The sequence below is a fragment of the Micromonospora sp. genome, from assembly GCF_048594385.1.
Classification (GTDB): domain Bacteria; phylum Actinomycetota; class Actinomycetes; order Mycobacteriales; family Micromonosporaceae; genus Micromonospora; species Micromonospora wenchangensis.
This window is the reverse complement of the sequence record NZ_JBMDWU010000537.1, coordinates 21056-28902: the sequence shown is the minus strand read 5'-3', so window position 1 is coordinate 28902 and position 7847 is coordinate 21056. Positions and strand designations below refer to the sequence as shown.

The 7847-nt window shown below is 72.8% G+C and carries 6 protein-coding genes and 1 pseudogene; 1 reads left to right on the top strand and 6 read right to left on the bottom strand.

The genetic code is table 11. The features are described from left to right. Positions 1-502: pseudogene (locus ACOJTC_RS28520) on the top strand (23S rRNA methyltransferase); the annotation flags it as partial. A 44-nt stretch (positions 503-546) separates the two neighbouring features. Here ACOJTC_RS28520 and ACOJTC_RS28515 read toward each other — a convergent pair. The 6 genes from ACOJTC_RS28515 to ACOJTC_RS28490 all read right to left on the bottom strand — a co-directional run bounded on the left by ACOJTC_RS28515 (position 547) and on the right by ACOJTC_RS28490 (position 7724). Then, a complete protein-coding gene (locus tag ACOJTC_RS28515; protein WP_204927424.1) occupies positions 547-1227 on the bottom strand; it encodes a DUF4272 domain-containing protein in 681 nt (226 codons plus the stop codon). 135 nt (positions 1228-1362) lie between these two features. Beyond that, a complete protein-coding gene (locus ACOJTC_RS28510; RefSeq protein WP_420119204.1) occupies positions 1363-2643 on the bottom strand; it encodes a thymidine phosphorylase in 1281 nt (426 codons plus the stop codon). 52 nt (positions 2644-2695) lie between these two features. After that, positions 2696-3406, bottom strand: coding sequence for a cytidine deaminase (locus ACOJTC_RS28505; RefSeq protein ID WP_420119203.1), 711 nt, complete (start codon positions 3404-3406; stop codon positions 2696-2698). A gap of 164 nt (positions 3407-3570) precedes the next feature. Next, positions 3571-4851, bottom strand: coding sequence for an ABC transporter permease (locus ACOJTC_RS28500; RefSeq protein WP_420119202.1), 1281 nt, complete (start codon positions 4849-4851; stop codon positions 3571-3573). 3 nt (positions 4852-4854) lie between these two features. After that, positions 4855-6180 carry an ABC transporter permease gene (locus ACOJTC_RS28495; protein ID WP_420119201.1) on the bottom strand — a complete coding sequence of 442 codons (1326 nt, stop codon included), beginning with the start codon at positions 6178-6180 and terminating at the stop codon, positions 4855-4857. Beyond that, a complete protein-coding gene (locus tag ACOJTC_RS28490; protein ID WP_420119207.1) occupies positions 6177-7724 on the bottom strand; it encodes an ABC transporter ATP-binding protein in 1548 nt (515 codons plus the stop codon). Before ACOJTC_RS28490 ends, ACOJTC_RS28495 begins: the two co-directional genes overlap by 4 nt. Positions 7725-7847 lie beyond the last annotated feature (123 nt).

Genomic DNA, 7847 nt, shown 5'->3' with positions numbered 1-7847 from the left:
CGCCGTCGGCCTGGCCCTGGACGTCGCCAAGCCGGCGCTGCGCCGCGCCGCCCGTGCCCACCCGCGCGCCGCCGCCGCGCTCGCCGACACCTGGCAGCGGTTGCCGCTGGCCGACCGGTCGGTGGCCGTGCTGCTCGACGTCTTCGCCCCGCGCAACGGCGACGAGTTCCACCGGGTGCTGCACCCGGTCGGGATACTGCTGGTGGTCACCCCCACCGACGCCCACCTCGCCGAGCTGGTCGACGTGCTCGGGCTGCTGCGGGTCGACCCGGCCAAGGCCGACCGGGTCGCGGACAGCCTGGCCGGGCGGTTCACGCCGGAGCACACGGCCGTGCACGCCGCCCGGCTCACCCTCGACCGGGCCGAGGTGGCCACCCTGGTCGGGATGGGGCCGAGCGCCTGGCACACCGACCCGACGCGGCTCGCCGCCGCGATCGACGCGCTGCCCACCCCGGTCACGGTGACCGCCTCGGTACGTCTCACCGCCTGGCGACCCCGCTGACCACGGGGTAACAGGACGCGACCCTGCCGCCGGGCGAGGGGCACTCAGGTGGAGAGGTCGACCTCTTCCCAGCCGGGCGGCTCGTCGTGGTACGGGCCACGCAGCATCACCGCCCACTCCAACGCCCACCGGCGCTGGCCGATCGCGTTCGCGTCCACCAGGCCGGGCAGCCGGTGCCCCGACTTCTCCACCTCCAGGTACGCCCAGTCCAGGCAGTAGTGCAGGTCGAGCAGGGCGGCGGCGTCCGCCGGGTGCTGCGGGGCGGCCAGGATGCGGGCCCGCCACTGGCCGAAGGTCTCCCCCCCGGCCAGGTACGGCATCCGCTCCACCAGCCGTTCGTCCACCGGGATGGTCGGGTCGAGCTGCTTGCTCAGGCCCAGCACCCAGGACAGTGAGAAGAGCGCGTCGTGGTGCAGGACGAACGAGCGGTGGTCGCCCTTGCCGCCCACCACGAACTGCCACTCGGGCGGGGTGACCATGTCGACGAGGTGGGAGTCGAGCAGCCAGCTCATCGCCGTCTGCGCCGGCATCCCGAAGCACCGGGCCAGGATCAGGTGCAGCACCGCGATGCGGGCCTCGATCTCCACGGTGGGCCGCAGTTCGATCTCGTCGCCCGGCTCCCAGACCAGGGGAAACTGGGCCGGCGGCAGGGGCAGGCGCAACCGGGACAACTCGTCGAGGCTCGCCTCGCGGACCTCGCGGGGATCGGGCGCGGCTACCAGCACGATCGGATTCCCTGTCTGCTCACGCGGCGTCACCGCCGTTCGGTCCCCCTGACCAGGGAGGATAGCGTTCCGTCGCGACCGGCACCACGTCGGCCGGCCCCCGTCGCGCCGACCGCTGACCGGTGCCGCCGACCGTCAGCCGATCCGCTCGATGACCAGCGGCGACGCCGACGGCGCGGTGGCCGACACCCGGACCGCCAGGGCGGCCTCGGCGCGTGCGGCCGGCAGCCGTACCGTGTCGTCGGCGCGCAGCTCGTACAGCGGTTCGCCGACCCGGACCGGATCGCCGGGCCGCTTGTGCAGCACCACTCCGGCGGCGGCGCTGACCGGGTCCTCCTTGCGGGCCCGCCCCGCGCCGAGCCGCCACGCGGCCACCCCGATCGCGTACGCGTCGACGGACTCGACGAAGCCGTCGGTGTCGGCGCGGACCACCTCCACCTCGTTGGCGGTGGGCAGCTTGGCGTCCGGGTCGCCGCCCTGGGCGCGGATCATCGTGCGCCAGGCGTCCATCGCCCGCCCGTCGCGCAGCGCGGCGGCCGGGTCGGCGTCGGGCAGGCCGGCCGCGTCGAGCATCTCCCGGGCCAGGGCCAGGGTCAGCTCCACCACGTCGGCCGGGCCACCGCCGGCGAGCACCTGCACCGACTCGGCCACCTCGACGGCGTTGCCGACGGTCAGGCCGAGCGGGGTGGCCATGTCGGTGAGCAGGGCGACCGTGCGCACCCCGTGGGCGTCGCCGAGCGCCACCATCGTCCGGGCCAGCTCGCGGGCGTCGGCCACGTTCTTCATGAACGCGCCGGAGCCGACCTTGACGTCGAGGACCAGCGCCCCGGTGCCCTCGGCGATCTTCTTGCTCATGATCGACGAGGCGATCAGCGGGATCGCCTCGACGGTGCCGGTGACGTCGCGCAGCGCGTACAGCTTGCGGTCGGCCGGGGCGAGCGCGGCGCCCGCCGCGCAGATCACCGCGCCGACGTCGCGGAGCTGGGCGATGAACTCGTCGTTGCTCAGCGAGGCCCGCCAGCCGGGGATCGACTCCAGCTTGTCGAGGGTGCCGCCGGTGTGCCCGAGACCCCGGCCGGAGAGCTGCGGGACCGCGCCGCCGCAGGCCGCCACCAGCGGGGTCAGCGGCAGGGTGATGTTGTCACCGACGCCGCCGGTGGAGTGCTTGTCGACCGTCGGCCGGTCCACCGCCGACAGGTCCAGCCGCTCGCCGCTGGCGATCATCGCGGCGGTCCACCTGGCGATCTCCGGCACCGACATGCCGCGCAGCAGGATCGCCATGGCCAGCGCCGACATCTGCTCGTCGGCCACCAGCCCCCGGGTGTACGCGTCGACCACCCAGTCGATCTGGCCGTCGCTGAGCACACCCCCGTCCCGCTTGGCCCGGATGACGTCGACCGCGGTAAAAGCACTCACCGTTGAGTTCCCTCTGAAGTCGTTGCGGTAACCGGCGCGAGAACCGGACGGATCAGGACGTGGCCCAGCGGGCCGGGATCTCCACCGGCGGCTCGCCCTCGCCGGCCCAGAAGATGGTGCCCTCCGCGTCCACCACCACGACCCTCGGCGTCCGGGCCAGCCCCCAGGTGATCGCCTCCGCCGGGTCGCCCCAGCTCGGGCCCTCCTCCAGCACCCCGGGTCCGGCCTCGTCGCTGTCGCCCGCCGACCGTTCCCAGTACGCCGTCCAGACCTGTTGCCCGGCGGAGAGGTCCGGGTGTACGAAGACGGTGCCCCGCCCCCGCCAGGCGGCCAGCCGGTCCGGCACCACCGGCACCGGGTTCTCGCCGACGACCGCCTCGATGTCGGCCACGTCGAAGGCGTGCGGCAGCAGCTCTGCCATCCGCAGCGGGCCGGTCCTCGACTCGACCAGGCACTCCGGGCCGCCGTTCTCCCAGAGCAGTTGCCGGCACCTGCCGCACGGCATCAACGGCTCCCCGGTGGCGTCGACGCAGGACATCGCGACCAGCCGGCCGCCGCCGGTGGCGTGCAGCGCCGAGACCACCCCGCACTCGGCGCACAGGGTCACCCCGTAGCCGGCGTTCTCCACGTTGCAGCCGACCACCACCCGGCCGTCGTCGACCAGGGCCGCCGCGCCGACCGGGAACTTCGAGTACGGCACGTAGGCGTGCCGCATCACCTCGGTCGCCGCGGCCCGCAGGCGCTCCCAGTCGATCTCGCTCATCCCCTCATTCTGCCCAGGCCACCCCACCCGGGTGCGGGAAGGGTGCCGGTCGGCCGCCCGTCGCTTCCCGGCGGCCGGCCCGGGGCCGTACCCGGACGGCGTCCGTCGGGGACGACGCGGGCCCGGCAGGGAGGTCCCCGCCGGGCCCGCAGCGGGCCGGTCGTTCAGCCCTTGACGTACGGCTTGCCGTCGGCGGCGGGTGCCCGGACCCGACCGACCAGCCCGGCCACCGCCAGGATGGTCGCCAGGTAGGGCAGCATCGCCAGGAACTGGTTGGGGATGCTGCTGCCGATCGCCCCGAGGTAGGTGGCGAGCTGGTCGGCGAAGCCGAAGAACAGCGCGGCGAGCAGCGCGCCGGTCGGGCTCCACCGGCCGAAGATCAGCGCGGCCAGGGCGATGAAGCCCTTACCGCCGATCATGTTCTTGGTGAAGCTGTAGAGCGCCAGGGTGTACGACGCGCCGCCGATGCCGGCCACCACCCCGGCCAGCAGCACGTTGCGGTACCGCAGGCCCAGCACCTTGACCCCGAGGGTGTCGGCGGCGGTGGGGTGCTCCCCCACCGACCGGGTCCGCAGGCCCCACCGGGTGCGGAACAGCGCGAGGTGGATGACGAGCACCAGCAGCAGGCCGAGGTAGAGGAAGATGTTGCCCCGGAACAGCGCCGGGCCGAGCAGCGGGATGTCCTTCAGCAGCGGGATCTCCCAGTTGCCGAAGCGCGGCGCGCTGTTGTACTTCTCCGCGTCGGTCTGCATCAGCCGCTCGTAGAGGAAGCCGGTGACGCCGACCGCCAGCAGGTTGAGCACCACACCCATCACGACCTGGTCGACCAGGTAGCGGATGGCGAAGACGGCAAGCAGCAGCGAGATGAACGCGCCACCGACGGCCGCCGCCACCAGGCCCACCCAGACGTTGCCGCTGAGGCTGCCGAAGAGCGCGCCGCTGAACGCGCCCATCAGCAACTGCCCCTCGATGGCGACGTTGACCACGCCGGACCGCTCGCAGAGCACCCCGGCCAGCGCGCCGAAGATCAGCGGCAGGGCCAGGACGAAGGTGCCCCGGACGATGTTGACCATCGGCATGAAGTTGCGGCCCTCGGGGGCGGCGGAGACCTGCCAGCACAGGAAGCTCAGCACGAAGCCGACCAGCCCCACCCCGAGGACCAGGGTGAACCAGCGCTTCGGGACCCCGACCAGCAGCGCGCCGCCGGCTGCGGCGGCGACGACCCCGAACAGGATCGCGCCGAGGGTGCCCTGGATCTCCAGCGCCGCGCCGCCCTCGGTCTCGCTGAGGGTGAACCGGGCCTGCTGGCCGGTGGCCAACGCCCCGAACAGCACGGTGGCGAGCACGCCCAGCGCCAGCAGGACCAGGCCCACCTTGCGGGGGCGGGTCCAGAAACCCTCGTCGACCGCGGCCACGGCGACGTCGGGGACAGCGGTGGTGGACATGCCTCACCAGCCCTTCGCGAGGCTCGTCTGCAACCGGGCGGCACGGGCGGCCCGGAGCTGGAAGATCGCCTTCACCAGGGCCGGCGCGGCGATGAAGATGACGATCAGCGCCTGGAGCACGGTGACCAGCTCCAGCGAGATCCCGGAGTACGACTGCATCCGGTTGCCACCGGCCTGGAGCGCGCCGAACAGCAGCGCGGCCAGCAGCACACCCCACGGCTTCACCCGGCCGAGCAGCGCCACCAGGATGCCGTCGAAGCCGATCTGCGCGATCACCAGCGGGGTGAGCGCGTTCGCGGTGGAACCCAGCACCATCTGGCTGCCACCGAGGCCGGCGAGCATCCCGGCGATCACCATCACCAGCACGTACGTCTTGGTGACGCTGATGCCGGCGGTCCGCGCCGCCTCCGGGTTGGCGCCGACGGCCCGCAGCTCGAAGCCGAGCGTCGAGCGGTTGAGCAGCCAGGCGATGGCCCAGGTGGCCAGCACCGCGAGCAGGATGCCGGCGTGCACCCGCAGGTTGTCGCCGAGCAGCCGGGGCAGCGCGGCCGAGGAGTCGACCGGGCGGCTGATCGCGTCCGCCCGGTCCGGGTTCTGCACGCCGTTCTGCACGATGATCCAGGACAGGAAGTAGACGGCGACGTAGTTGAGCATGATCGTGTTGATCACCTCGTGCGCGCCGGTCCGGGCCTTGAGGATGCCGGGGACGAACCCCCAGACCGCGCCGCCGGCCGCACCGGCGATCAACGCGACGACCAGGTGCACCACCGGCGGCAGCGGCAACGCGAAGCCGGCCACGGCGGCCAGGATCACGCCCATCGTCGCCTGGCCCTGGGCACCGATGTTGAACAGGCCGCCCCGGAAGGCGAGCGCCACCGACAGCCCGGTGAACACCAGCGGCGCGGTGTAGGTGAGGGTCTCCGAGATCGGGCTCATCGCGGCGGTGAAACCGGACGCCTCCGGGTCGAAGACCGCCCCCTTGAACAGGTTGGCGTACGCCTCGCTGACCACCGTCCAGCTCGCGTTCAGGGCGTCGGTCGGGCGGGCCGTGATGTAGCCGTAGGTGGCCAGCACATCCGGGTCGGACACGATGATCAGGACCGCGCCGACCAGCATCGCCAGCACCAGGGCGAGGACCGTCACGGTCACCGTGTTGGCGGCCCACAGGTTGTCCAGGAAGAGCCGGCCCAGCGTGGGCCGGGGCCCCGGCGCGGGCTGCTTGGGTGAGGTCATCGTGGCGCCCCGGTCGGCCCTGCCGGTTCCGGCCAGCTCCGCCTCGGTCGCCGGTTCCTTGTCCGGGGAGCCGGACACCGGGTTGGGGTTGCTCATGCCTCGTCCTCGTTACCAGGGCTCTCGGGGGCCGGCGTCACGCCGCCGGCCGGACCGCCCGGGGTGGCCACGCCGTCGGTCGGGGCCGGTGCGGGGGCGTCGGGGGTGATGCCGGCCATCAGCAGGCCGATCTCCTCGCGCGGGGTGTCCGGGCCGACGATGCCGATGATCCGGCCCCGGTACATCACCGCGATCCGGTCGGCGAGGCCGATCACCTCGTCCAATTCGCTGGAGACGACCATGACGGCGGTGCCGACGTCGCGCTCGCGGATGACCCGGCTGTGGATGAACTCGATCGAGCCGACGTCCACGCCCCGGGTGGGCTGGGCAGCGATGAAGAGCTTCAGCGGCCGGGACAGCTCCCGGGCCACGATCACCTTCTGCTGGTTACCGCCGGACAGGGTGCCGACCGCCGCGTCCGCCGACGGGGTACGCACGTCGAACTGCTCGATCCGCTCCTTCGCCGAGGCGGCGATCGCGTCCGGCCGCAGCGCCAGGCCCTTGCCGAACGGCGGCCGGTCGTAGATGTCGAGGACCAGGTTCTCGGCGACGCTGAACTCCTTGACCAGGCCGTCGACGCTGCGGTCCTCGGGGACGTAGCCGACCCCGGCGCGGAGCACCTTCTTGGTGGACCAGCCGTGGATCGGCTCGCCGTCGAGGGTCACCGTGCCGGCGAGCGTCGGGCGCAGCCCCATGATCGCCTCGATCAGCTCGGTCTGCCCGTTGCCCTGCACGCCGGCCACGCCGAGCACCTCACCGGCGCGTACGGTCAGGTCGACGCCGTCCACCGCGCGGACCTGCCGGTCGTCGTCGACGACCAGGCCGGCGACCTCCAGGATCGGCCGGCCCGGGGTGGCGGGCTGCTTGTCGACGGTGAGCCGGACGTTGCGACCGACCATCAGCGCGGCCAACTCGTCCCGGCTCGCCTCGGGGGAGGCGGTGCCGACGGTCCGGCCGCGCCGGATCACGGTGATCCGGTCGGCGATGGCCTTGACCTCGCCGAGCTTGTGGGTGATGAAGACGATCGACTTGCCGGCCGCCTTGAGCGACCGCATGACCGTGAGCAGTTCCTCGGTCTCCTGCGGAGTGAGCACCGCGGTCGGCTCGTCGAGGATCAGCAGGTCGACGTCGCGGGTGAGCGCCTTGACGATCTCGACCCGCTGCTGGATGCCGACCGGCAGGTCCTCGATCACCGCATCCGGGTCGACCCGCAGGTTGTACCGCGCGGAGACCTCGGCCACCTCGCGGCGGGCGCGCCGCCGGTCGAGGAAGCCGACGATGCCGCCCCGGACCTGCTCCGCGCCGAGCATGATGGTCTCGGTGACGGTGAAGACCGGCACCAGCATGAAGTGCTGGTGCACCATGCCGATCCCGGCCCGGATCGCGTCCGAGGGGCCCTTGAGCCTCAGCGGCCGGCCGTCGACCAGGATCTCGCCCCCGTCGGGCTGGTAGAGCCCGTAGAGCACGTTCATCAGGGTCGACTTGCCCGCGCCGTTCTCGCCGAGCAGGGCGTGGATCTCTCCAGGCTCCACCGTCAGGTTGATGTGATCGTTGGCGACCAGATCACCGAACCGCTTGGTGATGCCGCGCAGTTCGAGTCTCAGCGCAACCTCCTGGAGTGCGAGCGATGGTGCAGCCTAGCTGCCGGTCGGCCGGTCACCGGGGTG

Bases quoted from the DNA above. Each gene is read 5' to 3' on its own strand.
- ACOJTC_RS28495 (WP_420119201.1), bottom strand. From the start codon at position 6,180: ATGAGCAACCCCAACCCGGTGTCCGGCTCCCCGGACAAGGAACCGGCG.
- ACOJTC_RS28500 (WP_420119202.1), bottom strand. From the start codon at position 4,851: ATGTCCACCACCGCTGTCCCCGACGTCGCCGTGGCCGCGGTCGACGAG.
- ACOJTC_RS28505 (WP_420119203.1), bottom strand. From the start codon at position 3,406: ATGAGCGAGATCGACTGGGAGCGCCTGCGGGCCGCGGCGACCGAGGTG.